The organism is Pseudomonas baetica (assembly GCF_019733355.1).
Classification (GTDB): domain Bacteria; phylum Pseudomonadota; class Gammaproteobacteria; order Pseudomonadales; family Pseudomonadaceae; genus Aquipseudomonas; species Aquipseudomonas baetica_A.
Genome location: NZ_JAIHLQ010000025.1, coordinates 65,456 through 90,006, shown reverse-complemented (window position 1 = coordinate 90,006; position 24,551 = coordinate 65,456). Strand labels below are relative to the sequence as shown.

The 24,551-nt window shown below is 56.5% G+C and carries 32 protein-coding genes and 2 pseudogenes; 17 read left to right on the top strand and 17 right to left on the bottom strand.

What is annotated here, in order from left to right:
* Nucleotides 1–118: 118 nt before the first annotated feature.
* The 4 genes and pseudogenes from K5E40_RS22160 to K5E40_RS22145 all read right to left on the bottom strand — a co-directional run.
* Complete coding sequence (locus tag K5E40_RS22160; protein ID WP_221732601.1) at nt 119–1,174, bottom strand: cell wall metabolism sensor histidine kinase WalK; 1,056 nt, start codon at nt 1,172–1,174, stop codon at nt 119–121.
* A gap of 10 nt (nt 1,175–1,184) precedes the next feature.
* On the bottom strand, nt 1,185–2,645 hold the full coding sequence (locus K5E40_RS22155) for an ATPase domain-containing protein (RefSeq protein ID WP_221732600.1): 1,461 nt from the start codon (nt 2,643–2,645) through the stop codon (nt 1,185–1,187).
* Nucleotides 2,642–3,073 carry a hypothetical protein gene (locus K5E40_RS22150; protein ID WP_260455923.1) on the bottom strand — a complete coding sequence of 144 codons (432 nt, stop codon included), beginning with the start codon at nt 3,071–3,073 and terminating at the stop codon, nt 2,642–2,644. Before K5E40_RS22150 ends, K5E40_RS22155 begins: the two co-directional genes overlap by 4 nt.
* 310 nt (nt 3,074–3,383) lie before the next feature.
* Nucleotides 3,384–3,638, bottom strand: a pseudogene (locus tag K5E40_RS22145) (LysR substrate-binding domain-containing protein); the annotation flags it as partial.
* Nucleotides 3,639–3,754: 116 nt separating this feature from the next.
* Between K5E40_RS22145 and K5E40_RS22140 the strand changes: the two are divergent.
* Nucleotides 3,755–4,471 (top strand): class I SAM-dependent methyltransferase, encoded by a 717-nt coding sequence (locus K5E40_RS22140; protein WP_221732599.1) that lies wholly within the window; start codon nt 3,755–3,757, stop codon nt 4,469–4,471.
* Nucleotides 4,472–4,586: 115 nt separating this feature from the next.
* Nucleotides 4,587–4,841, top strand: coding sequence for a helix-hairpin-helix domain-containing protein (locus K5E40_RS22135; protein ID WP_221732598.1), 255 nt, complete (start codon nt 4,587–4,589; stop codon nt 4,839–4,841).
* Nucleotides 4,842–4,909: 68 nt separating this feature from the next.
* On the opposite strand, the gene K5E40_RS22130 is transcribed toward K5E40_RS22135, so the two are convergent.
* From K5E40_RS22130 to K5E40_RS22120, 3 genes are all read right to left on the bottom strand, one after another.
* A complete protein-coding gene (locus K5E40_RS22130; RefSeq protein WP_221732597.1) occupies nt 4,910–5,068 on the bottom strand; it encodes a DUF2986 domain-containing protein in 159 nt (52 codons plus the stop codon).
* Between the two features lie 246 nt (nt 5,069–5,314).
* Nucleotides 5,315–5,800 carry a GNAT family N-acetyltransferase gene (locus tag K5E40_RS22125; RefSeq protein WP_221732596.1) on the bottom strand — a complete coding sequence of 162 codons (486 nt, stop codon included), beginning with the start codon at nt 5,798–5,800 and terminating at the stop codon, nt 5,315–5,317.
* Between the two features lie 72 nt (nt 5,801–5,872).
* Nucleotides 5,873–6,205: an isochorismate lyase gene (locus tag K5E40_RS22120; RefSeq protein ID WP_221732595.1), complete on the bottom strand. Its 333-nt coding sequence runs from the start codon at nt 6,203–6,205 to the stop codon at nt 5,873–5,875.
* 331 nt (nt 6,206–6,536) lie between these two features.
* Here K5E40_RS22120 and K5E40_RS35100 point away from each other — a divergent pair, with 331 nt between their 5' ends.
* Nucleotides 6,537–6,677, top strand: a complete 141-nt coding sequence (locus K5E40_RS35100) for a hypothetical protein (protein ID WP_260455929.1) — start codon at nt 6,537–6,539, stop codon at nt 6,675–6,677.
* Between the two features lie 114 nt (nt 6,678–6,791).
* Here the strand turns inward: K5E40_RS35100 and K5E40_RS22110 are convergent, their stop codons facing one another.
* Nucleotides 6,792–7,733, bottom strand: coding sequence for an aromatic alcohol reductase (locus tag K5E40_RS22110; RefSeq protein WP_221732593.1), 942 nt, complete (start codon nt 7,731–7,733; stop codon nt 6,792–6,794).
* Nucleotides 7,734–7,829: 96 nt separating this feature from the next.
* Here K5E40_RS22110 and K5E40_RS22105 point away from each other — a divergent pair, with 96 nt between their 5' ends.
* On the top strand, nt 7,830–8,288 hold the full coding sequence (locus K5E40_RS22105; RefSeq protein WP_221732592.1) for a helix-turn-helix domain-containing protein: 459 nt from the start codon (nt 7,830–7,832) through the stop codon (nt 8,286–8,288).
* A gap of 133 nt (nt 8,289–8,421) precedes the next feature.
* Nucleotides 8,422–8,640: a hypothetical protein gene (locus K5E40_RS22100; protein ID WP_221732591.1), complete on the top strand. Its 219-nt coding sequence runs from the start codon at nt 8,422–8,424 to the stop codon at nt 8,638–8,640.
* On the opposite strand, the gene K5E40_RS22095 is transcribed toward K5E40_RS22100, so the two are convergent.
* Nucleotides 8,623–8,838 (bottom strand): PLD nuclease N-terminal domain-containing protein, encoded by a 216-nt coding sequence (locus K5E40_RS22095; protein WP_221732590.1) that lies wholly within the window; start codon nt 8,836–8,838, stop codon nt 8,623–8,625. The two genes, K5E40_RS22100 and K5E40_RS22095, sit on opposite strands and share 18 nt — an antisense overlap.
* A gap of 207 nt (nt 8,839–9,045) precedes the next feature.
* Here K5E40_RS22095 and K5E40_RS22090 point away from each other — a divergent pair, with 207 nt between their 5' ends.
* The gene (locus K5E40_RS22090; RefSeq protein WP_221732589.1) at nt 9,046–10,173 is read left to right on the top strand and encodes a saccharopine dehydrogenase family protein; all 1,128 of its coding nucleotides are present in this window, start codon (nt 9,046–9,048) and stop codon (nt 10,171–10,173) included.
* A 2-nt stretch (nt 10,174–10,175) separates the two neighbouring features.
* A complete protein-coding gene (locus tag K5E40_RS22085; protein WP_221732588.1) occupies nt 10,176–10,667 on the top strand; it encodes a DUF2269 domain-containing protein in 492 nt (163 codons plus the stop codon).
* Here the strand turns inward: K5E40_RS22085 and K5E40_RS22080 are convergent.
* Together K5E40_RS22080 and K5E40_RS22075 are read right to left on the bottom strand one after the other, a co-directional pair.
* A complete protein-coding gene (locus tag K5E40_RS22080; RefSeq protein WP_221732587.1) occupies nt 10,651–11,127 on the bottom strand; it encodes a thiol-disulfide oxidoreductase DCC family protein in 477 nt (158 codons plus the stop codon). The genes K5E40_RS22085 and K5E40_RS22080 overlap by 17 nt on opposite strands.
* A gap of 70 nt (nt 11,128–11,197) precedes the next feature.
* Nucleotides 11,198–11,935, bottom strand: coding sequence for a GntR family transcriptional regulator (locus K5E40_RS22075; protein ID WP_221732586.1), 738 nt, complete (start codon nt 11,933–11,935; stop codon nt 11,198–11,200).
* A 214-nt stretch (nt 11,936–12,149) separates the two neighbouring features.
* Here K5E40_RS22075 and K5E40_RS22070 point away from each other — a divergent pair, with 214 nt between their 5' ends.
* A complete protein-coding gene (locus K5E40_RS22070) occupies nt 12,150–12,983 on the top strand; it encodes an amidohydrolase (RefSeq protein ID WP_221732624.1) in 834 nt (277 codons plus the stop codon).
* Between the two features lie 30 nt (nt 12,984–13,013).
* Nucleotides 13,014–14,315, top strand: coding sequence for an SLC13 family permease (locus K5E40_RS22065; protein ID WP_260455922.1), 1,302 nt, complete (start codon nt 13,014–13,016; stop codon nt 14,313–14,315).
* Between the two features lie 80 nt (nt 14,316–14,395).
* Here K5E40_RS22065 and msrA read toward each other — a convergent pair whose 3' ends face one another.
* The 3 genes from msrA to tspO all read right to left on the bottom strand — a co-directional run bounded on the left by msrA (nt 14,396) and on the right by tspO (nt 16,440).
* Complete coding sequence (gene msrA / locus K5E40_RS22060) at nt 14,396–14,902, bottom strand: peptide-methionine (S)-S-oxide reductase MsrA (RefSeq protein ID WP_221732585.1); 507 nt, start codon at nt 14,900–14,902, stop codon at nt 14,396–14,398.
* Between the two features lie 105 nt (nt 14,903–15,007).
* The gene (locus K5E40_RS22055) at nt 15,008–16,000 is read right to left on the bottom strand and encodes an alpha/beta hydrolase (RefSeq protein WP_221732584.1); all 993 of its coding nucleotides are present in this window, start codon (nt 15,998–16,000) and stop codon (nt 15,008–15,010) included.
* Entirely contained in the window at nt 15,997–16,440 is a 444-nt protein-coding gene (gene tspO, locus K5E40_RS22050) for a tryptophan-rich sensory protein TspO (RefSeq protein WP_221732583.1), read from the bottom strand. The genes K5E40_RS22055 and tspO overlap by 4 nt, the downstream gene beginning before the upstream one ends.
* 193 nt (nt 16,441–16,633) lie before the next feature.
* On the opposite strand from tspO, the gene K5E40_RS22045 reads away from it, so the two are divergent.
* The 6 genes and pseudogenes from K5E40_RS22045 to K5E40_RS22025 all read left to right on the top strand — a co-directional run bounded on the left by K5E40_RS22045 (nt 16,634) and on the right by K5E40_RS22025 (nt 19,861).
* Nucleotides 16,634–16,873 (top strand): hypothetical protein, encoded by a 240-nt coding sequence (locus K5E40_RS22045; RefSeq protein WP_221732582.1) that lies wholly within the window; start codon nt 16,634–16,636, stop codon nt 16,871–16,873.
* A gap of 162 nt (nt 16,874–17,035) precedes the next feature.
* Nucleotides 17,036–17,185, top strand: a pseudogene (locus K5E40_RS35095) (LysR family transcriptional regulator); the annotation flags it as partial.
* 117 nt (nt 17,186–17,302) lie between these two features.
* Nucleotides 17,303–18,127, top strand: a complete 825-nt coding sequence (locus K5E40_RS22040; protein WP_221732581.1) for an AraC family transcriptional regulator — start codon at nt 17,303–17,305, stop codon at nt 18,125–18,127.
* Between the two features lie 72 nt (nt 18,128–18,199).
* Nucleotides 18,200–18,586: a cupin domain-containing protein gene (locus K5E40_RS22035; protein WP_221732580.1), complete on the top strand. Its 387-nt coding sequence runs from the start codon at nt 18,200–18,202 to the stop codon at nt 18,584–18,586.
* A 373-nt stretch (nt 18,587–18,959) separates the two neighbouring features.
* On the top strand, nt 18,960–19,451 hold the full coding sequence (locus tag K5E40_RS22030) for a hypothetical protein (protein WP_221732579.1): 492 nt from the start codon (nt 18,960–18,962) through the stop codon (nt 19,449–19,451).
* Between the two features lie 92 nt (nt 19,452–19,543).
* Complete coding sequence (locus K5E40_RS22025; protein ID WP_073638595.1) at nt 19,544–19,861, top strand: hypothetical protein; 318 nt, start codon at nt 19,544–19,546, stop codon at nt 19,859–19,861.
* 357 nt (nt 19,862–20,218) lie between these two features.
* Here K5E40_RS22025 and K5E40_RS22020 read toward each other — a convergent pair whose 3' ends face one another.
* Nucleotides 20,219–20,647, bottom strand: a complete 429-nt coding sequence (locus tag K5E40_RS22020) for an SPOR domain-containing protein (RefSeq protein ID WP_221732578.1) — start codon at nt 20,645–20,647, stop codon at nt 20,219–20,221.
* A gap of 402 nt (nt 20,648–21,049) precedes the next feature.
* Between K5E40_RS22020 and K5E40_RS22015 the strand changes: the two genes are divergently transcribed.
* Nucleotides 21,050–21,493, top strand: coding sequence for a GNAT family acetyltransferase (locus K5E40_RS22015; protein WP_221732577.1), 444 nt, complete (start codon nt 21,050–21,052; stop codon nt 21,491–21,493).
* Between the two features lie 178 nt (nt 21,494–21,671).
* On the top strand, nt 21,672–21,971 hold the full coding sequence (locus tag K5E40_RS22010; RefSeq protein ID WP_221732576.1) for a hypothetical protein: 300 nt from the start codon (nt 21,672–21,674) through the stop codon (nt 21,969–21,971).
* 191 nt (nt 21,972–22,162) lie between these two features.
* On the opposite strand, the gene K5E40_RS22005 is transcribed toward K5E40_RS22010, so the two are convergent.
* Together K5E40_RS22005 and K5E40_RS22000 are read right to left on the bottom strand one after the other, a co-directional pair.
* Entirely contained in the window at nt 22,163–22,429 is a 267-nt protein-coding gene (locus K5E40_RS22005; RefSeq protein ID WP_311775970.1) for a hypothetical protein, read from the bottom strand.
* Nucleotides 22,414–24,540 (bottom strand): TonB-dependent receptor domain-containing protein, encoded by a 2,127-nt coding sequence (locus K5E40_RS22000; protein WP_221732575.1) that lies wholly within the window; start codon nt 24,538–24,540, stop codon nt 22,414–22,416. Before K5E40_RS22000 ends, K5E40_RS22005 begins: the two co-directional genes overlap by 16 nt.
* Nucleotides 24,541–24,551 lie beyond the last annotated feature (11 nt).

Here is a 24,551-nt window from a genome sequence, read left to right as displayed (position 1 = left end):
ACCCGCTGTCCAGGTGCACAAACCGGCGGTTCCTGGCGTAGTCGGAGGTTACGGCGCTAGGTTTTGTAGCCTTGATGGCGTACGGGGAGAGTCTTTTTTAGCATCGGCGCCGTTAGTGTTAAACGGGGGCTTTCAGGGTGGGTTCTGCTGGACAGTTCACTAGCGGTAGCGTCACTACAAACTTGCTCCCCTTTCCATCCCCTTTGCTAAAGGCCGTTACGGTGCCACCGTGAACTTCGACTAACTCCCGTACCACCGTCAAGCCGATACCGAGACCGGCCCCGTTGAACCCGATGGCGTGAACGTCCTGAACAAAGGGTTCGAAGATAAAAGGCAGTGACTTGGCGCAAATGCCGATCCCTGTATCGCAGATACAAAGTCGCATTAGATTATCTTCGGCCGTGACTGAGAGTGTGACGTTGCCACCGGCTGGTGTGTACTTGGCAGCATTGCCTAGCAGGTTGCCGAGAATCTGAGAAAGCCGCGCCGGATCGCCATCGACCATCAACGCGTATTCAGGTAACTGCGCGCTGAAATGCAACTCGTTAGCGAGCATGACCGGGCGACAGATTTCAATGGCCTCATGGATGGTCTGAATCATATCGACACTGCAGCGATCAAGACGAAACTTCCCGGTACTAGCGCGTGAGACGTCGAGCAAGTCTTCTACCAATCGAGACATATGCTGCACCTGACCTTCGATCAGCGCCTGCATCCGCGGCAACTCCTCACTCGGCACCCTCACCAATCGACCGGCGATCATACTGATGGGGGTGAGCGGATTACGCAGTTCATGCGCCACCAGCGTGAGGGTGTTGCGTTGCTGGGCCAAGCTTTGTTCGGCCGAGGCTTGCAGGTGTTGCGCGCTGAGGACGGCGAGCACCAACTGTTCGTTGGCTTCGCGCATTTCCAGATAGCGCTGTTGTTCTTCGGCGGTGTGCTGGGGTTTTTCCGCATCCGACTGTGCCGTAAGAATGGCCAGAACCAATTGTTGATTGGCCTCGATCAGTTGCTCGATTTGCCGACTATCGGCACGCTGGGTATTGGCTTCGCTCAATTCTTTGTTCAGCGCCGCCAGCACTGCTCGTGCTTCGACGGTTTTCTGGCCGAGCAGGAACAGTTCGCGAGCCGCCGTGCCCAACGCTTGTTCGTTCTTGCCGTTGGCCTCGTACATGATAGTTCGCTCATCCCTCGTCTTTGCCAAGACGCTGACGGGTTGGCCGGCCTCCAAGCAGGCCTTCCTGATCTGGCAGCTTGGCGCCGATGTGCAAGCCGTTATCGTCGATCTGATACTGGCGCAGTTCATCGGAGTGTGCACTGGCCCTGACCTTGACCACGGCCATGATGCGCAGCAAGCGACTCTCAACTTCAATGTAGCGCTGGACGATGATCGCGTCGGTGAGAAATGCCGTGCCGTAAGGGCTGAAACGCAGGTCGGTGTAGCGGTCTTCCAGTTCTGAAGTCAGCAACACGCTGACCCCGACGCTGGTCAGCGCAGTGACCATGCGCGAGAGCGACTCGCGAAAGTCCTCGCGGAAGGTCGGTGCGAGTGCCAGTTCGAAACCCGACAGCGAGTCGATGACCACGCGGGACGCCTTCAGTCGACTGATCTCACTCAACAACAAGTGCACGATTTCGTCGATGGACAGGTCCGGGGCGCGGCTGTCCACCAGGCCGACTTTTCCATTGCGGATCAGGTCCACAAGAGTGGCGTTCTGGGAGTGGTTGGGCCGTTGTTCGAACACTGCGATCACGCCGGTTTCGCCATTACGCGCGCCTTCAGCGAGGAAAGTCCCGGCCAGAATGCTTTTGCCCGAGCCCGATGGCCCGGCGACCAGCAACGAGTAGCCACGGGGCAGGCCGCCACCTAACATCTCGTCGAGCGCCGGAACGCCCATTTTCAGGCGCTTGATCGGAAACTCCAGTGGCGCCTCAACCGGGTTGAGTGCCGCAGGTGCGAAGACCTTGATCCCCGACGTTGCGATGCGAAACGTGTGCAACCCGGGCAATGTCGGTTGGCCGCGCATCTTCATGATTTCCATCTTGCGCACCATGGAGTTGCGCTGAACGCTTTGGCGCAGCCAGATCAGCCCATCGGCTACGGTAAAAATCGGGTTGGTATCGGTTTCGGTGAAGTATTCGCCGATCAGGAAGGTCGTCGCCTGCCAGGTGGTCATCAACATGCCCAATTGCTGAACGAACTGCGGCAAGTTGTTGTTCGGGTTGTCCTGAGTCTGGCTGGCCAGCACCACGGAGCGAAACGAGTCGACGAACACCAGCGCCGGGGAGTGGGTTTGCACCTCGCTGACGATGCGCCGCAGCACTTCATCCAGATTGCCGGCCAGGGTGTCATCGGCCAGGTTGACGTAACGAATCGAGTGGTTAATCGCTTCGTTGTCAAAAAAATCGAATTGCTGCTGATAACGCAGCATTTTCAGCGGCGGTTCGCCGAGCACCGTAAAGAACAGCGCCGGGCGTTCGGGGGTCGCCAAGGCAAACATCATCTGGTGCGCCAGCGTGGTCTTGCCGCATCCCGGCGGGCCGGCGATCAGGTTGAACGAAAACTCCGGCAAACCTCCGCCCAGCACCTCGTCCAGTCCTGGCACACCGGTGGCCAGGCGGTTGATAGTCACTTTGGTGCTCATGGAGAATTTTCCTGCGAAGGGATGTCGCTCAAAGAAGGTTCCCACACGCCACGAAGCAATCGTGCGGTGAGCGAAGGCCCGATCAACGTGGTCAGCAGCGCGTGAAAGGTCGTCAGCAACACTTCACCAAAAAACAGTGCATCGGCTTGCGTTTGCTCGACAAGTACGGCCTTGAGGGCTGTCAGGTCCATGGTCTGCACACTGTCGTAGGTGCCGGCCAGACACGAATGGGTGGAGATACTCAGATGGAGGCTGCGGCGATAAAGCGCAATTACCCCTTGCTGGCCGATGATGGGCGTGAGGGCCGCGTCCATATCCCGCAAGGTCAATGTGATCGTATGGGCGATCTGTGCAATGTCAGCGTTGGGACCAACGCGGTGCGTCAGAGAAGCTACGATCTGACGGCTCTCTTCGCTAAGCGTGGACATGGATAACTGATATCTGATGAATAGATTCTGATAGTACACCCTAAAGCAGACAGCCGACGCTCTATCGAAACGGCATTCCAAACTGGCGCGAAGGTACGAAGGCTCTAGGAGGGTGTTTGCAAGCCATCCGGCTGTCCGCTTCCTGCCAATGAGAGAACCGCCAGCAGTGGCAAGCTGTAAACCCACAGGTCGGCGGCACCCCATTTGACGCCAGTGCCACCGGCTACCAGCCTGCATGCAGGATTTGTAAGCCATGAGTGAAGCGCTCGATATTGAACGGCTGCGAATTTTTCACGCGATTGTGCAATTTTCAACCGTTAAACGTCTCGCGCAGTGCATTGGAAACCAGCGCAAATGCCGGGGAGGGCCGGCGTCGGCTGGGGTAATACAAATAGTAGCCCGCGAAAGGGGTGCACCAGTCTTCCAGGACGCGCATGAGTCGGCCTTCCTGAAGATGGGGCTCAAATTCCTCCTCGGGCAGGTAGGCAATGCCAAGTCCCGCCAATGCTGCCTCTACGATGTGGACCGACGTATTGAACGTGAGCTGTCCGTTTACGCGCAGGTTCTCCGGTAGCTGCACCCAATCTGCATTCCCGACAGGAATGCAGCACATAAAATTAACGAATTTTTCTTAGTCGGGTTCAAGGCGTACCTTGCCCCAAAGACAAGGAGAATCGTCCGTTGAACCCATCAGCTCCCACCCCCACCGAGAAATTCGACACCTCTCGCGCCAACGAATACGCCAAGCAAAGTCGAATCGCGCTGGCCGGCTACGACGCCTGCCACGATTTGGCGGCATGCATGTTGGCAGCGAGTCTTGGTCATTCACACGCGGCAAACGTATTGGTCGTAGGCGCTGGCGGTACGGCGCAGGAAATCATTGCGATGGCTGCGCTGGAGCCGCACTGGCGTTTCATGGCGGTTGATCCTTCCGAACCAATGCTCGAAGCCGCGATGCAGCATTTGCAGGCCAACGATTTGCTGCACAGAACGCAAGTGCATCTCGGGCATGTCGATGACTTGCCGGCCGATCAGTTGTTCGACGCGGCGACGTTGATTGGCGTGCTTCATCATCTGAAGGGCGATGAGCCAAAGAGAGCAATCCTGCGATCAATTGAAGCTCGCTTGAAACCGGGCGCGCCACTGATCGTGGCGGGCAACTATTACGCCTACGCCAGCCAACCTCTATTACTGGCGGCATGGGAGCAGCGTTGGCGGCAGCAGGGTGCCAGCGCGGAGGAGGTGAGGGCCAAGCTTGGCAAGATTCTTCAGGGGGCAGACCCGCCGCATTCCGAGGCGGCGGTTCAGGCACTGCTGCATGAGACCGGGTTTGGCGAGGCTACGCGGTTTTTCAGCAGTCTGTTCTGGGGAGCGTGGTTGACGGGTAAAGCTGGCTGAACACAGGGTATCGATGGGTCGCTAAACGCTGTGATGATGGCGCCCATCTATTGAGGTGCCATCTCTCGTCGGGCAAACTCCGCTTGCCTCATTGGCCGATAAAAGGAGTTTACGGATGCCATTTCCACTGACGGAACATAATGCCTTGCTGGCCCTTAAGGGCGTGGGGCCGACCGTTATTGCTCGCCTTGAGCAGATGGGCATTGACTCGCTGGCGGCGCTCAGCAAAGCCAATGTTTGTGACATCGTCGCTCAGGCATCGGCAGCAACGGGATCGACTTGCTGGAAGAACAGCCCTCAAGCCCGGGCCGCCATCAAGGCAGCTATTGAGCTTGCGCAGGGTACTCAGTCGAGCACACCTGATGCGTAAAGCTGATCGCTTGTTTCAATGGGTCAATCTGATTCGTGTCCCTAGGTGCTTTGGACCTGGAGCCTGGGTCAACCCTCAGAGGAAATCAACGAGTCAGAACCCGCTTCAGTCTCCAGCTTCGCCCGGTCAGCCTTACTGATGTATTTCGGCTTTTTCGGGGCTAATTTGGCGCTGGCCTTTTTGGCCTTTTCCTTGAACAACTGCTTCAGTTTTTTCTGACGATTCATGTTTTTACTCGGGTTGTTAGTTCTGCAAGACAGTCGTCTGCCTACGATTCAGGTGTTTGCGTTCCATGACACATATGACATCGGCCCAGCGGATGCCCGCCGGGCCGATCGGTTTAGCTAGTCGCCGACGCAGTCGGGTAGGGTGACGGTTTGGATCATCCCAATGTCAGCGGTGCCATCAAGTATGCTCAACGCTTTTGCCGACCAGCAAGCCGAGGACGATCATTATGAGTCGGGCTTGCCTGCTCATACCAGCCGCATCCCCATCTCGACGGCGCGTTGCTCGAATCCGAACTCGGCGTACATACGCGCAGCGCGCTCATTGAACGGCCAAACCGTCAGTCGCAAATCCTGAGCGTCATGCTCAACGGCCCAGTCCTTGACGAGTTGCATCAGCGCACGACCAATCCCTTTGCCCGAAAACGGCTCGGCTACGCACACCGAGCCGATACGGACTACATTCTGTCGCTGCATCAGCGGCCCGGAGCTGGCCGACAGATTGGCCGTAATGAACGCCGCGGCCTGATCACCCACATGGGCGATGAAGGCTGCATGATCCGGTTTCTCGAAAACCCCTGACCAGTGCGGCAGGTCGCGGGAAAAATCGTCGGTGGCCGCCGCATATATGTCGGGGCGCCCAGCGTGGTGCACGGCGTTAAGCAATTGGCCCAACTCGCACAGGGTCAACGCATCGTCGGCAGTTGCGGTTCGATAGGTGATGGTTTCATCCATGATGGGTGAGGCTCCTGATCAAAATCGTTAGACAAATATCACTGGTCGGTCTTCAAACGCTGTGCCCACGCCTCAATTCTCAACTGAGGAGGTGGATTGATGCACCGACCAATGCGCCATCTCTTCGGCAATGAAGTGATTCACCAGATCGCTGTACATTTTCTCGATGGCGTCCGGATTCAGACCTTCGGTCTGCGCCCACTCTCGGCGCGTTGCGAGCATGGCTTTGAAGCGATCCGGCGCACGCACGGATGTTGCTGAAGTCTTGAATTTCGAGGCTGCCAGCACGTACTGGAAACGCTTGCCCAACAGCTTGATTACGGCGTGGTCCAGACTGTCGATCTCGCGTCGAATGTCCAGCATGTCGGCACATTCGATGGGTTGTAATTGATTGATGACTTCCATGTGGATGACTCCGTGTACTCAGCAATGGCTTCTTAGCAATAAGCGACCATGTTACTCGCGGCCACATCTCTTTTGCAGCTCACCCTCAACGCTCTCATACAGGTCTCATGGCACGACAAATGCGACGTGTTTGTATTGAAAACGTCAACGCGAAGAACTTTACGGGTTTATGCCGGCCGACCGGCCATCCACCGCATCAACTCGGTCTGGCCGATTAAAACTATAAAAGGTAAGTGCGATGAGCTGTCTTGTGTGTGCAGGCGCCGCCGAGCGGATTCACTGTCACGGCCCATGGGAAGAAAGAGATTGCCCCGAATGCGGGCGATATCGAGTGGCCGACGAGCTCTTGTTGGCGTTGATTGAACAGGGGCAGATTTTTGATGTGGTTAGAACCAGAGGCTGGCTCGATAGCCAGCGTGTACAGATAGCTGTCCCCGTCATCAATGTCCATGAAGCCTTGCTGGTGAGCTGAGTGGGTAATTGCACGGACTTGCCCAGCCATTTGCATTCGACCTGAGCAGCCACTCACAACCTTGGGCGCTTGTTGCGCCAGATTGTGAGGCAGAAGGTTGCGCTGCTTTTGCGTTCAGATGTTTGCGAGGTTTTTCCGAACCCAATGCTCGGCAGTCGTTACCTCAATCGACTGCTGCTCGTTGAAAGTGCCCGCTTTCGGCCAAGCCACACCTCTGCCTTGGGCAAACACAGCGCGGTACTTCTTGATGTGGTGAGTCGGATCTTTCTCCAATTCCCGGATCAGGTACGGAACAGTCCACACGTTACGTTTGAACGGGCGCCCCAGTACACGTTCAAGGAGGCTCGCAACCTCTGCGTACGTCACCGTGTCTCCCGATAGATACACGATCTGGTTGCGCAAGTGAGGTTCGAAGAAAACGATTGCCGCTGTCAGCGCACCAATGTCGTATGGCGTCGTGAGCGTCACGCTGTTCTCAAGACTGCCTAGCGCGTTCACGGTATCGTTTTCGAAGTCAACCACTTCGAATACAGGCTCAAAAAGGAAGCTGGTGAACATGCCTGTCGAGATGATTACCCATTCAGTTTTGTCCTGGGCGCGAAGCAATTCGCGTACATCAAGCTGAGCATCGAACAGATCCTGAGGACTGCCCCTACCGATTACCTCGAAGTCGACACCAAACTGCCATGGGAAGTAGCGTTTTACACCGGACTTGAGCGCTGCTGTAGCCAGCTTCATCGGGGTTTCCCGGCCCGCAACCATGCCTGCGCACCCTATGACGGTATCGAAGCGTGCGAACACTTCAGCCAGCTGATCGATCGAATCGTTCACCAAGTCTGCGGCCACCATCTGGATGCCGAGTCCCCGAAGTCCATCGATTTCGCCCTTTTTCTCGGGCGCCTGAGTGTTGATGGTCGAGCCCCTAAGCAGGACGCTAATTGTGGAACCGGGCGCGCGCTTTGCTACTCGCGCAAGATTGCGCAAAACCGGAAGCCCGAGCTCTCCGGCGCCTAGAACGAGAATGGATTGGGGGGGAAGACGAGTCATTTCGGTCATGATTTCTCCAGAAACCTGTTGCCTGTAAGATCGGCAAATGCTTGCACGATTCGGCAGCGCTCGTAAGAAGGCACACCTGTGATACCAGACAAAGAAATGACCGATCAGGAAGCTCTCAGCCAGGCAGAAGCAATCTGCCGAACGCTCAGAGAAGACGATGATGGGGTGAGGCGAGAAGTGCTTGCTCATGCAGGCAGCCGCTGGTCGTTGGGTATTCTTCATGCCCTGGGGGTATACGGCACGATGCGCCATGCCGAGATAAAAAGGCAGATGACTGGTGTAACTCAGCGGATGTTGACGAAGACGCTACGCTCCATGGAGCGCGATGGACTACTGGTTCGGCGGGAGTTCGGTGAAATTCCCCCACGCGTCGAGTACGAGCTGACGCCACTGGGGATGGGACTGCTGATCCGTATGTCCCCCATCTGGACGTGGGTCGTCGAGAACGTTGAGGACTTCCGCAAGGCGCGACGTATTTTCGACAGTCAGGACGGCAGAAAACCTTCATGGCAAATCCCGACGGCCATTCCAGTCGATTCAGAAGAGCCTCAATAATCGTCTGCAAGGATGATGCTAAAGGCTACATCACGTCATAGATGGACTTCAGAGCCAGGTTTAGCCGACGTTTCCGATCTCCTGATCGTGGAGGCCGCTTCTGACTGTTCTCTGCCGACCATGGTTTCAACGCGTGTTGGTCGAACCCGGTGCAATTGCTGGTCAGAGCGAATACAAACGGGTGGTCAAGTGGAGCGCATTTTCGCAGCTGAGCGTTAACGCTACTGACCCGCACAGTACCGATTGCCAGGCGCCCGAGAAACGCCTGGCGGAATTTGACGGTATCGGCCTGAAGACCGCGAAGTTTTTAAACGCGAAGCCGGCACAGTGCTTTTTAGCGACCGGGATGTGACGCGGTGTCCTGGCTGATATGTTTGGGGCCTGCGATCGCCCAGGCAATCAGCCCGAACAGCGGCACAAATACGATCAGCACAATCCATACCCCCTTGTTATTCGACTTCCCCTCGCTTTTGCGTACCCGGTTGATGGCCCAAAGCTCGATGAGCAGAAGAACTGCCGCCAGTACGATCCATACGATTTCATTTTGCATTGGCTACCTCCTGATGGTCTTTGTTAGGGGGCGTGTGGCGTGGGGGGTTCATTTAATTTGCGACCTCACCGCAGAGATCTGCTTGCTGACGGGCCAGCGCCCTGGATTTGTTGATTGGCCTGCTGACGCTCGGCGCTATATTCTTCCCGCCGTTAGATGAGCCTCCGTCAGTGGCTCAATACAACCTGTCAGTTAGGGAAGAATTGAATGCCGTTCAGGGTGATGGTGGTGGGGGGCTACGGCAACTTCGGTAGCATCGTTTGCAAGCATCTGGCGCTGATGCAGGGCGTCGAGCTGGTGCTTTCGGGGCGTGATCAGCACAAGTTGCAGCGCAAGGTCGATGAGTTGAACCGCCAGTCGGATAATGTCTGCGAAGGCTGGTGCGGCGATGCCATGGGCAGCGCGTTCAGTGCGGCGTTGCGCTCGATGAACATCCAGTTGGTCGTCCACACAGGAGGCCCGTTTCAAGGGCAACCCTATGCGGTCGCCGAGAGCTGTATTGCGGCTGGGGTGAGTTACTGCGACCTTGCGGACTGTCGGACTTTCGTCAATGGCGTGGGCGTCCTTGATGCGCGGGCGAAAGCGGCGGGCGTGGCTGTTCTTAGCGGCTGCAGTTCGGTGCCGACGTTGTCGTCGGCGATCATTGATCAGCAGCGCCATCACTTCTCACGCATCGACTCGATTGAACATGGCATCTCGTCGTCGGCGAAGATGCCGGGGCTGTCGACGATCGAAGGTGTGCTGGCCTACGCCGGCAAACCCATCAAGCAACTCAAGAACGGCAAGGTGCATGAGGTGCCGGGCTGGCAGGATCTGACCCTGCGTAAAATGCCGCCACTGGGCACTCGCTTACTGGCCAATGTCGATGTGCCGGACATGGATATTTTCGCCAGCCGCTATGGCGCGCACACCCTGAGTTTCAAGGCCGGCGCGGGGTTGAAGCTCGGCGGTATCGCCAACGGTCTGCTGGCGCAGGCGCTGAAGATCGGGCTGGTTCGCGACCACGTTCGCTGGGCTGCGCGCTTGCACCGTCTGGGCGTGCGATTCGAACGTTTCGGCGACGGCAAAAGCGCGATGTACATCGACGTTCACGGGCTCGATGTTGATGGCTTGCCGCTGGCGATGACCGCGCAACTGACTGCCCTGAATGACAAAGGCCCGCAAATCCCCAGCTGCGCAGCGGTGGCACTGGCCGTGAAAATGGCCCAAGGCTATGTACCGCGACCTGGTGCCCGGCCTTGCGTCGGCGAAATCAGCGTCGACGAATACATGGCGGCCATCAACGATCCGGGTAATCTGAGCCTGGCCGTGAACTTCTCCAAAGGGCCGCACTGAGCATGCTCTATCTGGGCCTGAAGTACCTGCACGTCATCGCGGCGATTTTCCTGTTCGGGTTCGGCATGGGTTCCTACCTGTATTTGATCGCTGCCAGCCGTACGGCCAACCCGTTGGTGATCGCACACGTCGCCCGCATGGTGGTGCGCTTCGACACCTGGATCACCACGCCGGCCGGTTTGGTGCAAATCATCACAGGCTTTTTTCTGATGAAACTCTCGGGCCTGCCCATGACCACGGAGTGGGTGGCGACTTCGTTGATCATCTTCTTTTGCGTCGGGGCGCTTTGGTTGCCGGTTTTGCTCTTGCAGAAAAGGCTTTGCGCGATGGCGTCGAGCGCGGGGGAGGCCGGGAAGGGGCTCGATGAAAACTACCGAGCCGTTTACAGAAAGTGGTTCTGGATGGGCGTTGCCGGTTTTGCCGGGATGTTCGTGATTGTGCTGATGATGGTGACGAAGCTGACACCGGTTCAACTGATCAGTTTTCTGGTTTAGCCGCAGGCGGCGTCGTCATTTTCACAAAACGTGCTTCGTGATCCGGGTTCGGCACAAGGCATGTATCGTATTTGCCAAACAACCGATAACGATTCAATGCAATGCGGTCGTAAACCCAGTCCCGCAGCCCGCGTGGGAAGACGTGCAGCAGTTTTAGCGGTTGCCAACGGGCGGGCAATTGGCCAATGACTTCGAAAAACGCATCGGAGCGCTCCCAGTAATGTCGGTCACGAATCACCGCCATGCTGTCGAACTGGTCCACCGGCAAACCTGCCCACGCGAGCAGCGCCTGCCCTTCGGGCGACTGCACGGCCGCCAGGCGCACACGGCGTTGATGATCATGCCGAATCAAGAACCGCGCCCAGCCATTGCACAACTTGCACACTCCGTCGAACAGCACCACCGTTTCGTCGGGTTTGAGCAGTGGTGCGGGGGAAGGGCGGGTTTGCGAGGTTGGCATAAACGTAGTTCCATCGGGGGTGGGAGGGGGCGCTACCGGGCGATTCGCATGCTGCGCCTCACCCAACGCCTCAAGAAATATCGATCTGGTACCTGAAGCCTTCCGCCGCCGCCCGGGAAATTCGGTATTCGAGTGGGCTGCGGTCATACCCCAATGCGGTGCGTTCGATGGTGACGACCGGGGAGCCTTCCTTGATCGAGAGGATTGTGGCCATGGCCGGGTCGGCTTCCCCCACCGTCAGCGTCTCGCTCGCCGAGGCGATGCATTGGCCGCACTGGGTTTCATACAAAGGGTAGAGCAGCTCGCCGAAACTTTCGGAATCCATGCTCAGCAATGCGCCAAAACGTGTGGCGGGTAGCCAGATGTCCTCGTGAAACAGTGTGCGGCCTTCGACCATCCGAAGGCGTTCCATGCTCACGACGTGCTCGCCGTCTTGCAGCTTTAGCGCATTGGCCACGGCTAGCGATGGTTTTTGCAGCGTTTTGGCAAGGATGCGACTGGTGGGTATTTCGCGTCCGCCGCTGGCATTCACCTGCCGAAAGAAGCGCGCCAGCGAGGCGTCGAAATTAGGTCGGCGCACGAAGGTGCCGCGGCCCTGGCTACGCAGGAGCAGGCCTTCATTGACCAGCGTTTCCACAGCCTTGCGCACCGTGCCGATCGCGACACCGTAGTGTTTGGTCAACTCTGCTTCGGTGGGAATGGGCGCCCCTGGCGTCCATTCGCCAGAGGCGATCTTGGCGAGCATTTCTTCTCGCAGGCGCTGATAAAGCGGCAAGCGCTCGTCGTATCCGAGTGTCGAGGCGTTCATTTTTGGGGCAGTCCATTCCGGCAGGCGCCGCTACTTTATCACCAACAAGTCGTTTGACAGATATCTAGCGCTGAATATATGGTGGTGTGGTCATATATATGAATAGATGTATTTATATGAATCTGCCGCCAACCGTCGCTTGGGCCTCATCGCCCGATCTCACGAACGCTGCAGATCGTTAGCCATAACAACAATCGCTCAGGGTTATCTGTTTATGACCAGTCTTCATACGCCTGCCCTCAGTGGTGTGGACACCCACGCCCACATCTTCCGCCAAGACCTGGCGATGGTTGCCAGCCGTCGCTACAGCCCGCATTACGATGCTTTGGTTGAGCAGTATCTGGACCATCTTGATCGCAATGGCTTGTCACACGGCGTGTTGATTCAGCCCAGCTTTTTGGGCACCGACAATCACTTCATGCTTGACGCGTTACGCCGCTATCCAAAACGCCTGCGTGCGGTGGCGGTCGTCGACGCTGATGTCAGCGAAAGTCGATTGGATGAATTGGCCGAGGCCGGTGTGGTGGGCATCCGTTTGAACCTGATTGGCAAGACACTGGCCGACTACAGCAGTCCCGCTTGGGTTGCGCTGTTCGTGCGTTTGGCACGGCGCGGCTGGCAGGTGGAGGTTCAGCGGGGCATCGATGATCTGGCACTGATCGTGCCCGTCATCAGGGCGTGCGGCGTGACGGTTGTGATTGACCACTTTGGCCTGCCGACAGGTGGCATCGATCTTGAGAATCCCGCTCATACGGCTTTTCTCGCACTGCTGGCAGACACGCACGTATGGCTCAAGTTGTCCGCTCCCTACCGTAGCCAATCCGATCTGGCCCAGGCAACGCAAGTGCTGGCACTGCTGCGCGAGGCGAGCGGTGGCATCCAGCGACTCCTCTGGGGCAGCGACTGGCCCAACACCCAGTTCGAAGATCAAACGAGCTATGACCAGCAGGTGGCCTTCATCGAAAGGTTGCTGCCGGATGCGGGCGAGCGCGCCCAAGTGTTGAAGGAAAATCCGGCAACGCTGTTCGGATTCAACGTTTCCCGCTAAACAATCAATAACAACAATAGGACTTCCATCATGATGAGCCTGCTCGTCGTCGCGGCAATCGTTGTCGCCGTCGCCCTTGGTTACAAAACCAAGATCAATATCGGTCTGTTCGCCATCGCGTTTGCCTACCTGATCGGCTGTTACGGCATGGGCCTCAGCCCGTCGGAAGTCATCGGCATGTGGCCGCTGAAGATTTTCTTCATTATCTTCTCGGTTTGCCTGTTCTACAGCTTCGCCACGGTCAACGGCACCCTTGAAAAACTCGCTGAGCATCTGATTTATCGCAGCCGGTCGATGCCGCAACTGTTGCCGTTTGCGGTCTTCTTCACCGCGACCGTCATTTCAGGGATGGGCGCGGGTTATTACACGGTGCTGGCATTCATGGCGCCGATCACGTTGCTGCTCTGCGAACGCACGGGCATGAGCCTGATCATTGGCGGCATGGCGGTAAACTACGGCGCGTTGAGCGGGGCCAATTTCGTCTCTAGCCAGAGCGGCATCATCTTCCGTGGATTGATGGTCAACGCGGGGATTCCGGAAAATGACGCTTTCATCAACTCAGCAGCGATTTTCGCCAGCACGTTGGTGATACCTCTTCTGGTGATTTCAGCTTTGGTGTTCCTCACGGGCCACGGCAAGGCGATGAAAGCCAGCGCTTATGTGGTGACCGAGCCTACGCCGTTGAATCGCGATCAGAAAACCACGCTTTGGCTGACGCTGGCGATGATGGCGATCGTACTGGCCGCGCCCATCGCGCATATCGTCTTCCCGGCCAACGCTACGGTGAGCTTTATCAATTCGAAGATGGACATCGGGCTGATCGCCAGTCTGTTCTCGGTGATTGCGCTGCTGCTCAAACTGGGCGACGAGCGCAAAGTCATGGCGACCGTACCTTGGGGTACGTTGATCATGATTTGCGGCGTGGGCATGCTGATTTCGGTTGCGATCAAGGCCGGGACCATCGACGTGCTGGCCTCGTGGATGGGCAGTAGCATCCCGCCGATCATGGTGCCGATCGTCTTCGGCATCGTGGCGGCTTTCATGTCGCTGTTCTCCAGCACGCTGGGGGTCGTGACGCCTGCGCTGTTCCCGATGGTGCCGCCGATTGCTTCGACGTTGGGGCTCGATCCGATGATCCTGTTTGTTGCCATTGTCGTGGGCGCCCAAGCCACCTCTATCTCACCGTTCTCCTCGGGTGGCAGCCTGATCCTCGGCTCGTGCCCTACGGAGCAGAGCCGCGCCTCGCTGTTTCAGCAACTCCTGTTTCGCGCGGCACCTCTGGGCTTTGTCGCGGCTTTGGTGTTCAACGCACTGATGACGTTTGTCTTTTAAAAACGCCACTGGCCCGACGCAAAGGCGTCGGGCCTCATTTGAGTCGATTGCGAACAACGATGACAGCGTGAGACTGGACCTCAGGCGCGCTTGGGCAGTTTCCAGTTCGGACGAATGAAGTGGCAGGTGTAGCCATTCGGGATGCGCTCCAGATAATCCTGGTGCTCCGGTTCCGCTTCCCAGAACGGTCCCGCCGGTTCGATTTCGGTCACCACTCGGCCAGGCCATAGCTGTGAGGCGTCGACGTCGGCAGCGGTGTCCTCGGCGATGTCGCGTTGCTCTTCGCTGAGGTAATAGATCGCTGAACGATAGCTGGGGCCGCGATCGTTGCCTTGACGGTTGGGCGTGCTGGGGTCGTGTATCTGAAAGAAAAACTCAAGGATCTGCCGGTAGCTGATCATCGCGGGATCGAAAACGATTTCGATGGCTTCGGCGTGATTGCCATGATTGCGATAAGTGGCGTTCGGCACATCGCCGCCGGTGTAGCCAACCCGCGTTTGCAACACACCCGGATAGCGCCGCAGCAAATCTTGCATGCCCCAGAAGCAGCCGCCGGCGAGGATGGCGGTTTCGGTTTGACTGGTCATGGTCTGTCCTTCCCTTTGGGGATGTTGGGTATAGCGACTGTTATGAGGGCGCGTTGGCCGATTCCAAGGTTGAACGGCGCGAATAACGCAGACGGTATTCGGCAATCAAGAAGGCGAGGTAAGCACAGTGCACGCATTAACTTGTCCCGTGATCCACCCACGGCTGTACGCCAGCACGCTGTTGGCAATCGCGGTCGGAAAGTGAATAAAACCATGGGGTGAAGAGGGCAGTTGGTACACCTCGACAGGTGCTGACGTCCTCCAGCGCTCGGCGATTTCGAGGGTATCGTCGCGCAGCGGGTCCAGTTCGCCGGCAAACATCAGCGCCGGCGGGAAGCCGCTGAAGTCGCCATACAACGGTGACAACGGCGGTTGCCGGCGTTGCTCATCATTCAGATCCGGCGTGAGCATGCGCAGCGCCGCCACCATGCCGGGGCCGTCCAGCACCAGCGTGTCCGGTGGTGCTGCGCGCACGCTCGGGGTGCCGGTCAGATCGTAGACGCCGTAATACAACAGCACGCCGCTGATCTTTGGCAGTAAACCCGGCGACTGTTTCAGCGCCAACAAGGTTGCCACCGCCAGATGAGCCCCGGCCGATTCGCCAACGACAATCACCGGCAGGCCGGCAAACTCGCGTTCACCCAATAACCAGCGAGTCGCGGCAACGCAGTCTTCCATGATGCCCTCAATCGGCGTCGAGACCGCCAGCCGATAGTCCACCGAGACCACTGTCACGTCGCACGCCTTGACGATGGCGATGTTGAAATTGTCATTCATCTGCGCGTTGCCGATCACCCAGCCGCCGCCATGAAAATCCAGTACGACGCCTTTGGCTCGGCCGCGTGGCCTGATGATCCGCACGGCCACCGGCACGCCGTCCGTCTCGATCACTTTTCTTTCAGCCTTGAGGCCGTGCTTGAGCACCTGGCTCGCGCCACCGATCTGACTGGCGCGCAGCAGTGCTTGAATCATCCGTGGCAGGACGCGATTGCGAATCTTAAAGCGCGGTAACCAGGCGAGCTTCTTGTTGAAGTCACGCACTTGCGCCAATTCCCGCTCGCTCTGTGGCCAAGGCGTCTTGCTGCGTGGGTTAGTCATCCGCGATTCTTGATCAAGATGGAAAAATTCAACGCAGCGGCGACACACAACCAAGCCAGATAGGGAAACAGGATCAGGCCGGTGACCAGATCAAGCTGCAACGCCATCACCACCATGGCCGCGACGACCAGCCAGAGCAGCGTCAGGATCACCATGGCGGCGAAAACGTTGTGGGCGCCAAAGAAGACCGGCGTCCACAGGGTATTGAGCGCGATCTGCGCCGCCCATAACGCCATCACCGTTTGGCTGCCGGGGATCAGGCTCAGTCGGTATCCGGCCCAGGCCAGCAACAGATAGATCACCGTCCAGGCCACCGGAAACGCCCAGTTGGGCGGTGTGAAGCCAGGTTTGGTCAGCGATGCATACCAGGGGCCCGGTTTGAAAATGACGCCTGTGCTCGCGGCAGCCGCGCAGGCCAGAAGAAAAATGAAGAAGGTCATCGCCAGTCCTTAGCTGTGCTCAGCTTTTGGGGGAGTGTAAGGAAAGGACGCCCGGCGCGGCGAAAAGTTTGGATTGAGCGCCAAGATTTATCTGTTTACCGCCAGTAAGTCGCAGTCGCCATGCCGTTGAACTAATAACTGACCGGTGCGTCAGGATAATCAGTGGCTTCTTCCTTCAAACGCGGGTGACACCATGCACAACTACCTTTTGCAATACCGTTTCAACGACGAGCCTCGTACTCATCTGTTCCAACTCAAACCGCCACAACTGGCCGAACACGAGGCTGCGATGCATCTGCTGGAACTGCATCTGGGCGATGCGGAAAATGGCCTGGTCATGCCCACGGCGGACTCGACACCCCAAGAGATAATTGCGCAGGCTGAACGGGTGGGGATTACGCGGATTGAGATCATCACGCCAATCGACAATTAACCACGGCTCACCTGTTGGAGCGGGCTTGCTCGCGAAAGCGGTGTGTCAACTGAGGTGATAGTGGCTGATACGACCCCTTCGCGAACATGCTGCTCAGGCTTTACGAAAGCCTGGGCTCAACGACGGTGGGACAACCGCCAAGCGTGCTGTGCAGCCAGTCCTTGGCCAGCCGGTGTCCGGGCACTCGATCTCGGCGTGCGCACGTTTCACCGTGATATCGGGCTGATACATCATTCTCGCCGAAGCTTTACCGAACCTGTGCGGATGCTGGCTGAACTGGTCAGTGATCAATTCAACAGTGGCTTGAGCTAACGGCGAGCGTCGATTTTTTTCACAGCCTGGGTCAAAAGGAGATATCCGACTGCGAGTACTTGTATATTCCCGAAAAGGAAAACCGCGACGACTGCGCAGAAACTGGAAAATACTGGCATGGACCGGAAAAAAGGCCAACCGAGCACCTCTGACTGGGTTATTCGCAGCACTCAACCCGGTAGCATCGAGCGTATCGAAGCCTGGTTCGGCAGCCACGGCTACGACCCACACCGTCACGACACCTACTCGATAGGTCGCACGCTGGCGGGCGTGCAAAGTTTTCACTACAAGGGTTCGCTACGCCACGGGGTGCAGGGCAACACGCTCGTGCTTCACCCCGATGAACTTCATGACGGCATGGCCGGCACGCAAGCAGGTTTTCATTACCGTATGGCTTACGTTGATCCAGCATTGATCCAGACAATCTTGGGGGGCGAACCTTTGCCCTTTATCGCCGGTGGGCTTTCGAACGATCCGCGCCTTTACCATGCCAGCGAAGCATTTGTGCAAGCGATGGATAACCCTATGGAGACGCTGGAGGAACAGGACGCCCTGTATGACCTGGCAATGGCGTTGCGTGCCGTCGCGGGTAAGTCGCGTGGCCGTAAGCGTCTGGATTATCTCTCTGCCGAACGCGCCAGAGCATTCATCCTGGAAAATATGCACTTGGGCATTACGTTGGAAATGCTCGAGCAGGCTAGCGGGAGAGAGCGCTGGAGCCTGTCACGCGACTTCAGAACGCTCTATGGCACCAGCCCCTACCGCTTTGTCACACTACGACGTCTTGACCGCTTTCGCCGTCTTGTCCTCGACCGTTTCACATTGGTGGACGCCGCCCTCGCCGCAGGCTTTCACGATCAGAGTCACATGACCCGACATTTCACACGCTGCTATGGCGTCCCACCCATGCGTTGGCTGGAACGCTTGCGGCCCGCACGCTGACTTGCAGGATCGTACAAGCGCGATGCATTCATTGTTCGATAGGCTGACGACCTCAACTACAGAGGATCTGTCATGCCTGAGTCCCATCACCCACAAACATCGCTCCCCATAAACCTGGCGCAAAAGGTTTCGCTGATCGATCAGCAATGGAGCCCTCGGGTCGTCGCTGAAATGAACGACTACCAGTTCAAGGTTGTGCGAATCGAAGGCGAATTCATCTGGCACTCACACCCTGAGACCGACGAAGCATTTATTGTGCTCGAAGGCACCTTGCGCATCGACCTGCCAGAGGGATGCGTCCATGTGAATCCTGGGGAGTTATATGTGGTGCCGCGCGGGGTAGTGCACAGGACGGCGGCGCAAAGTGAAGCGAAACTGATGATGATCGAACCACGAGGTATTTTGAACACGGGCCATGAACAGGGTGAGCGAACTGCCTTGAGTGACGTCTGGATATAGGTTCAGCGTCCAAACGGCCAAGCATGCGTAATTACAGTTCACTTGACCACCGGCTTGCCTTGCCACTGACCAGTCAATTGCATCCGAGCTGACTCTTACTGCCCGTCGCGAGAGGCAGAAAGCGATCCAAAGCAGCCTTTGGTTGAGGGCAGCTGTCGGCCAATTGCTGCCGTTCGCGACCGTCGGCTTTCGGCCAAAAGCGGTCATCCACGGGAGGCAGCTATCGACCCATAGCTGCCGGTCAGCACCGGCAGTAAACGGCCAGAAGCAGACAAAACCGTGGCAAATGGATGGCATGGGCCGCTATGCTGAGTCCTCGCAAAGTACTGAGCTTGCCGTCACCAATAAGAATGTCAGTAATCAGGATAGTCACATGCATCACATCATCGGTTTATACACCTCGAAAAAAACAGAGCAATTGTGGCGGCTAGAGTCTCAAGACCAAATTGTTTTCAGATCTGATTGCTTTCATTCCCTTGGTTATTTTTACCTGATAGCTCCTGCTTTTGAACAATATGCTCAAAGAGATGCAAGGGTAAGCATTACGTCAATGAACGTAAAATTTTGCCTCAGAAGTGACGATCTAAATAACGCGGTGGAAATTTTGAATAATTTCGAAATGGCGCTATATCAGCGACCCACAAGCTGGCGGGAATATCTAGGTGAAATTCAGTACCCCAGGCAACCACGGCGGCCAATTCAACCGCTGTTATTCAGGGAGCGACTATCTCGACTCGTCCACAAGCTGCGAGCGTTAGTGTTTAAAGCTCAAGCCTTGGATGCGGGCCTTGTGTATGGGAACGGGGTCTGTTACCGCTCTCTGCGCGGTATAAAATTGCCGCCCGGTACTGTTGTGTATTCTTAGATCCTGGTTAACGGTACAAACCTTTCTTTTTGCTCGGGACATGATAGAGCTCGCCCTTCAATCAAACCAGAATATTTACTACGAAAAATTGTATGAAAAAGCTAAGTAACGATTTCAGTGGGGCACTCCGAACATTTGCATACTTCATGGCAAGTGGAACCCACTACATGCTAAAAAACGTGGAGTACTTAGACGTTTATGGCTCAGAACCAAGTGCAATTGAGATGGTGTTCGCAATATTTGCGAACGTGATAGAAATGGACAGTGAAGGGAATGTGCTCAATTTCACCCACGCCCAAAAGAGAGCGACTGACTACCTAAGGTCCTACTGCGACTCATCTTTCAAAGTGACGCCACCTCTTGAAGACTGGGAAACCGAACTTTATGGGCCGCCCCCACTCGGACGCTAAGAGCGGGCTTTAATCTGTTGCGAAAAAAACACATATTGGAAATTTCTCCCTCTTTACTGAACGACCGCTTCTGGCCGATGTCTGCCCGTCGCGAAGGGCAGACATCGACCCAGGCTGTGTGAAAACGCATGCACCGTTGTGAAGTCTGCGTTGCTACGTAAAATCTGCCAACGTTTGGTTGGTCAGCAGACCTGAAATTTGTGTAGGAACGCGATTTTCGTTGCGGTTCTGACGTTCAAACTAGCTCTAAAACGTTTTCACACAGCCTGGACCCATAGCGGACGCTGACCAACGAGTAAACTAAGGGGGGGGCGGCGCGCCGTCCCAGCGAATGAAATGAGCGATTTCAGCGCCTTGTTAGGCATAGCTGATATACGGCTCACCGAATACATCCTTGAATCTGAAAATATCTTTACCCACTATAAATATCCGAAATCTTGGGTCGTTTTGTGCTTGGTATGCAGGTATGTCATTGCGCACAAATCGGATTCCAAGGTTAGAAAGCTTAGATTCCATGGCTTCTACCAAGTTGTTGTCCTTGTAAAAGCCTACGAGGTGCCAATGCTCCATTTTCATAACGTGGTCATAGAAAAATTTACAAGCTTCTTCTTCGGATATCGAGCTGAATATTGGAGGGTGATCTATCCCGCGCTCCGTATAAAAAACTGACCAAAAACCATTTGTATTGCATAGGCAATACACGTCACTTCCAATGCTGTTGATTGCGAAGTTTTGAGTGCTGCAGCCTTCGGCAATTAACTTTTCATTCGTTTCGAAGGTATTCATGGCTATGCCTGACTATAAGTAGACGACACAAGTGGCATAATATTTTCCGCTGTTTGCGTCTGATAACGTTCCTTGTCCATGTGTAACCCTTGTTCGGCTTGAGTGTCGCGCCAGAAACGCAACAGATGTGAGGTAACGCGACATGATTTGGGCACACATTACTGGCGCATTAGCAGCGTGTCCATGGTCTGCTTTTGGCCGACCTCTGCCGGTCAAGGCCACGAATCGTGCAGGTCAAATACGACGCAAGCAACAGATCAAGTCGAGTGCAAAAGTGTGGTCAAATCCATGCAATGACACAGAGCACTCTGTCGGCATTGAGCCGCTTTCGACCCAACGAGTCCAATGGACAAGAGCTTCACAGAGAGATAGCGTCGTCCCATTCGACTCAGGGGCTGCGCCATGGATGTTATTGCCAACTACTCAAACGAACACCATCGCCTCTGCGTCATGGCGCTATGGGAAGCCGTTTTCGGCTACGAAACCGCGCATAACACCCCCAGCCTTGCCATAGACAAAAAACTGGCCGTTACGGATGGGCTCTTTTTTGTGGCGTTGGCAGGGGATGAGGTTGTCGGTACCGTTCTTGCGGGGTACGACGGCCATCGTGGGTGGTTGTATGCGGTTGCGGTGCATCCGGTCCATCGTAGAAAAGGCTTGGGCGCAAAACTTGTACATCATGCTGAGAACGCCTTGATCCTGCGTGGCTGTATGAAAATCAATCTACAGATCGTCAGCACAAATGAACGCGTCAAAAGCTTCTACGAGTCTCTGGGCTACTCGACCGAACCGCGCATCAGTATGGGGAAGAAGATCGAGTCGAATATCACGATACCCAGGGAGTAAATTACGCTCTGCCAAAGCCGAAGAGCGAGGAACAGTGCGTAAAGACGGGACGCTTTAGTGTCTTTGGCGGTTCTCGGAAAGCAATGATCGCTGTGATCTGCATAATATATTGCTAGATGTTGCTGAGGCGGCTGATTGTTGTTAGATTGCGCGCCTTAAAAATTAACAGGGACACGTTATGTTTCTTATCTGGCAAGGCTGGGGCATCCTTTCTATTCTTTTTCCTTTGGTGGGCTTGATATCTTTCGCCGGGCTTCCCAATGGTCTTGGTGTCGGTATCGGTTTACTGGTTGCGGCCGCCGCCAATGCTTATATTGGCCACAAGCTGAATAATGCACCCGGCAAAACCTATATTGATCCAGCCACCGGTGGCGAAGTGGTTTTTCGCAAAAAGCACACGTTGTTTTTTGTGCCCATGCAGTACCTCTCGGTACTCATGGTAATCGTCGGACTGTTTGCATTGCTTAATCTGCACTAAACAAGGAGGCGCGTGGTTTCTCATGACTCGCACGCGCTCTTTTTTATCAAGGCCCGCTTAAGTTTTCCTGATTGCTTAATCACTTTGATTTTGCTTGAAAACTTATTTTTACAACGGCTGGTTGGGCAGTTTTTATTTCGAGCAAAGTGTGTATTACATTCTATGGATACCAAGCCTGAATGCGCTAAGGCTTACGGGATCTGAAATACGCTGCCAATTACCTTTAGCGCCTGTTTGCCGTCAGTATTGTAAAGCCGGTGCAAAAGCGTCTGATCGGTAATTCGATGCAAGCGGAAGTGGTTATAGAAAGCCTGGCCAAAACGCTGGCCCTCGCACTCGCCGAGATCCCAAAGACGGAGGAAGTTGTCATAGGCGGCGCGCTCGATGTCCAGTTTTGATTGGCGCTCCATCCGCACCTCACTCATCAGTCCGCTGATTGGCTTCAGAGCAAACTCCACGAAACCCCGACATAAACCCCCATCCCTTCACCCGGCGTCGACCGCGCAGCATCCAGCCCTTTGTCGTCAAACCCCGGCGTGACCGTCGCCGCATAGCGCTTGTTGGTCAGATTGCGCATATCCACCCAAGTCTGCCAGTCACCCTTCGGCGCGTTGTAACCCACAGTCGCGCCAAACAGCGCATACGGATCGGCGTAGTAGCTGTTGGCGTAATCCACCGCTACTTTTGACACCAGTTGCGTATTCACAGCAGCGAAGAACCCCTGCGGCCAGTCGTAACGCAACGCCCCTTGGTAGTAGTGCATCGGCAGCCCCGGCAAGCGGTTGTCGCCAAAACGATCATCATCGCGATAGTGGAAGTCGCTGAAGGTGTACGCCTGACGCAGGCTCAACTGTCGGCCATCGGCGGCTGACCAGAGTTTGCTGTCAAGGCTGGCTTCGACGCCTTGGTGGATGGTCGGGCTGGCATTGAGTTCGTAAGGCGTTACCGCGTTGGCGTCCGGCAGCACCGACAGCAATTCGTGGCGCACTTGCGCGTAGTACCAAGCCAGGCTCCATTCGCCGAGGACGCTGTCGCCGCGTCCGCCGAGTTCCAGGGTGGTGGCGGTCTGGTTTTGCAGTTTGATCGGGTCTTTCTGGGTGCCGGTGGCGGCGCCGTTACCCGCCGGGAAGCGCACGTTGGAGCTGTAGATCAGCGACCACGGGTGCGGCGCCTCGACTGAGCGACTGAGGTTGCCGAACACTTGCACCTCAGGCGTGATCTGGTAACGCAGCCCGAGGCGCGGGGCGTAGTCCCAGTCGTTCATGCTGGTTTTGCCACCCCCTTCGGGGTAGGTGACGGCACTTTCGCGACGGGTGTAGATGGCGGCGAGGCCGGTGGTCAGCCACAGGTCGTCGGCGATTTCCAGGTCGTTGCCAACATGCAGAACGGTGTCCGAACCCTGATAAGTGAAGTTGCGCATGCGCGTGCCGGGCACGTAGTGGGCCGTATTACCGGTGGGGATTCGTACAAATTCACTGGCGCCGTCGTTGGGCAGGTGTTTGGTCACGCGCAGGCCAACGTTGCTGCGGCTTTCCATGCCAAACAGGGTGTCGCGGCGCTTGTAGTCGAAGGTGCCGCTGACGTCGGTGTAGGCGACCTTCAGGCGGTTGGGGCCTTCGCGCAGGTCCATTGGGTAATCGTGGTAGACGAGACCGGTCTGGATGCTCGAATCGTCGTCGATGTAGAACGTGGTTTTGTTGCCGATGAAGGTGCTGCCCGGCTGCTTGCGGCTGTCGTCGCGGGACACGTAAGCCGGGTTGGCCGAGCGTGGATCGTGTTCGATGGCGTGCTTGGTCACGCGCCCGGCGAGGTCGTTGTCGGTCTCGCGGTAGCGGATGTAGAACCGCGTTTCCAGGTTCGGGTTGAAGCGATAACCGACGTTGGCGATCACGCCTTTGCTCTCGCTGGCGGTGTGATCCTGATAGCCGTCGGCGTTTGAGTCGGTCAGCGACAGGTAGTAATCGAAGTCGCCCAGCACTTGTCCGGAACTGACCTGACGCTGCTGATAGCCATGGCTACCGGTGGCGTAACGCACTTGCAGTGTCGGCGCGTCGTAGCCGGTGTGGCTGACGTAATCGATGGCACCGCCCAGCGCCAGCGAACCACGATCAAAACCGTTGGCCCCGCGCAGCACTTGCACATGGTCGACCCACAACGGTTCGAGCAATTCGTACGGTGTGCCGCCGGGGCCGGTGAGTGGCAGGCCGTCGAGCATCGTGTACAGCCCCGACGCATGGGCGCCCGGTGCGCGGTTAATGCCCGAGCCACGGATGGAAATTTTCACGCCTTCATTGCCCGCCGACTGCGCGTAAACCCCCGGCTGATAAGCCAGCACATCCTGATTGCTCGCCACACGACCTTGCAACGGTTGACGCATGTCGACCACGTTGGTGCCGCCGGGCACCTGCTCCAAGCGGGCCTTGGCGTCTTCAACAGAAGCGTGCGTAGCGCTGCGATCCTCTGCCGAAATCAGTACCTGTCCCAACTCGATGCCTTGAGTCTCGGCCATGGCCGGGCAGGCGAGGGCCAGGCTCAGCAGGGCAGTGGGCAGGGATTTAGGCGAGGGCATCGAGAGGACTC

Bases quoted from the DNA above. Each gene is read 5' to 3' on its own strand.
- K5E40_RS22160 (WP_221732601.1), bottom strand. From the start codon at position 1,174: ATGTACGAGGCCAACGGCAAGAACGAACAAGCGTTGGGCACGGCGGCT.
- K5E40_RS22155 (WP_221732600.1), bottom strand. From the start codon at position 2,645: ATGAGCACCAAAGTGACTATCAACCGCCTGGCCACCGGTGTGCCAGGA.
- K5E40_RS22150 (WP_260455923.1), bottom strand. From the start codon at position 3,073: ATGTCCACGCTTAGCGAAGAGAGCCGTCAGATCGTAGCTTCTCTGACG.
- K5E40_RS22135 (WP_221732598.1), top strand. From the start codon at position 4,587: ATGCCATTTCCACTGACGGAACATAATGCCTTGCTGGCCCTTAAGGGC.
- K5E40_RS22130 (WP_221732597.1), bottom strand. From the start codon at position 5,068: ATGAATCGTCAGAAAAAACTGAAGCAGTTGTTCAAGGAAAAGGCCAAA.
- K5E40_RS22125 (WP_221732596.1), bottom strand. From the start codon at position 5,800: ATGGATGAAACCATCACCTATCGAACCGCAACTGCCGACGATGCGTTG.
- K5E40_RS22120 (WP_221732595.1), bottom strand. From the start codon at position 6,205: ATGGAAGTCATCAATCAATTACAACCCATCGAATGTGCCGACATGCTG.
- K5E40_RS22110 (WP_221732593.1), bottom strand. From the start codon at position 7,733: ATGACCGAAATGACTCGTCTTCCCCCCCAATCCATTCTCGTTCTAGGC.
- K5E40_RS22105 (WP_221732592.1), top strand. From the start codon at position 7,830: ATGACCGATCAGGAAGCTCTCAGCCAGGCAGAAGCAATCTGCCGAACG.
- K5E40_RS22095 (WP_221732590.1), bottom strand. From the start codon at position 8,838: ATGCAAAATGAAATCGTATGGATCGTACTGGCGGCAGTTCTTCTGCTC.
- K5E40_RS22090 (WP_221732589.1), top strand. From the start codon at position 9,046: ATGCCGTTCAGGGTGATGGTGGTGGGGGGCTACGGCAACTTCGGTAGC.
- K5E40_RS22085 (WP_221732588.1), top strand. From the start codon at position 10,176: ATGCTCTATCTGGGCCTGAAGTACCTGCACGTCATCGCGGCGATTTTC.
- K5E40_RS22080 (WP_221732587.1), bottom strand. From the start codon at position 11,127: ATGCCAACCTCGCAAACCCGCCCTTCCCCCGCACCACTGCTCAAACCC.
- K5E40_RS22075 (WP_221732586.1), bottom strand. From the start codon at position 11,935: ATGAACGCCTCGACACTCGGATACGACGAGCGCTTGCCGCTTTATCAG.
- K5E40_RS22070 (WP_221732624.1), top strand. From the start codon at position 12,150: ATGACCAGTCTTCATACGCCTGCCCTCAGTGGTGTGGACACCCACGCC.
- K5E40_RS22065 (WP_260455922.1), top strand. From the start codon at position 13,014: ATGATGAGCCTGCTCGTCGTCGCGGCAATCGTTGTCGCCGTCGCCCTT.
- msrA (WP_221732585.1), bottom strand. From the start codon at position 14,902: ATGACCAGTCAAACCGAAACCGCCATCCTCGCCGGCGGCTGCTTCTGG.
- K5E40_RS22055 (WP_221732584.1), bottom strand. From the start codon at position 16,000: ATGACTAACCCACGCAGCAAGACGCCTTGGCCACAGAGCGAGCGGGAA.
- tspO (WP_221732583.1), bottom strand. From the start codon at position 16,440: ATGACCTTCTTCATTTTTCTTCTGGCCTGCGCGGCTGCCGCGAGCACA.
- K5E40_RS22045 (WP_221732582.1), top strand. From the start codon at position 16,634: ATGCACAACTACCTTTTGCAATACCGTTTCAACGACGAGCCTCGTACT.
- K5E40_RS22040 (WP_221732581.1), top strand. From the start codon at position 17,303: ATGGACCGGAAAAAAGGCCAACCGAGCACCTCTGACTGGGTTATTCGC.
- K5E40_RS22035 (WP_221732580.1), top strand. From the start codon at position 18,200: ATGCCTGAGTCCCATCACCCACAAACATCGCTCCCCATAAACCTGGCG.
- K5E40_RS22030 (WP_221732579.1), top strand. From the start codon at position 18,960: ATGCATCACATCATCGGTTTATACACCTCGAAAAAAACAGAGCAATTG.
- K5E40_RS22025 (WP_073638595.1), top strand. From the start codon at position 19,544: ATGAAAAAGCTAAGTAACGATTTCAGTGGGGCACTCCGAACATTTGCA.
- K5E40_RS22020 (WP_221732578.1), bottom strand. From the start codon at position 20,647: ATGAATACCTTCGAAACGAATGAAAAGTTAATTGCCGAAGGCTGCAGC.
- K5E40_RS22015 (WP_221732577.1), top strand. From the start codon at position 21,050: ATGGATGTTATTGCCAACTACTCAAACGAACACCATCGCCTCTGCGTC.
- K5E40_RS22010 (WP_221732576.1), top strand. From the start codon at position 21,672: ATGTTTCTTATCTGGCAAGGCTGGGGCATCCTTTCTATTCTTTTTCCT.
- K5E40_RS22000 (WP_221732575.1), bottom strand. From the start codon at position 24,540: ATGCCCTCGCCTAAATCCCTGCCCACTGCCCTGCTGAGCCTGGCCCTC.